1 protein-coding gene and 1 pseudogene are annotated in these 683 nt (G+C 64.9%); both read right to left on the minus strand.

From position 1 onward, the window contains the following. Nucleotides 1-330 (minus strand): annotated as a pseudogene (locus ABFP37_RS22505) (lipoyl synthase); the annotation flags it as partial. Between the two features lie 67 nt (nt 331-397). Then, nucleotides 398-683, minus strand: a 286-nt coding sequence (locus ABFP37_RS22510) for an L-serine ammonia-lyase, iron-sulfur-dependent, subunit alpha (protein ID WP_347033917.1), incomplete at its 5' end; no start/stop codon positions are given.

The raw sequence follows: 683 nt of genomic DNA on the forward strand, positions 1-683 counted from the left end.
GACCGAGCGGGCCACCTTGGTGGGTTCGAAGACGTCCACCGGGGAGGGCTTGCCGGTGTCGATCTGGCAGAAATCGCAGCGCCGGGTGCATTCGGAGCCGCCGATCAGGAAGGTGGCTTCCTTGTCTTCCCAGCACTCGAAGATGTTCGGGCAGCCGGCCTCCTCACACACGGTGTGGAGGCCCTCCTTCTTCACGAGGTTCTTGAGCTGGACGAACTCCGGGCCCATCTGGACCTTGGCCTTGATCCATTCCGGCTTGCGCTCCACCGGGGTGGCCGCATTGCGCTGCTCAATGCGCAGCATCTTCCGGCCTTCTGGTGCCAGTGTCATTGTTCTCTTTCCTTAGTGCGTGCGCCGGCGGACCGGCAAGACTTTGGTGCCGGGGCGGACGTGCCGGTCAGCATTCCACCACGTTCACGGCGAGGCCGCCCATGGCTGTTTCCTTGTATTTGGAGCTCATGTCCTTGCCGGTTTCGCGCATGGTCACGATGACCTCGTCGAGCGAAACCCGGTGCGAGCCGTCGCCCCAGAGCGCCATCTTGGCCGCGTTGATCGCCTTCGCCGCCGCGATTGCGTTCCGCTCGATGCACGGCACCTGCACCAGCCCGCCGATCGGATCGCAGGTCAGGCCCAGGTTGTGCTCCATCGCGATCTCGGCCGCGTTCTCCACCTGCGCCGGCGTG

Origin of the sequence: Burkholderia sp. RS01 (genome assembly GCF_039748055.1) — a bacterium.
Taxonomy (GTDB): Bacteria; Actinomycetota; Actinomycetes; order Actinomycetales; family Micrococcaceae; genus Arthrobacter.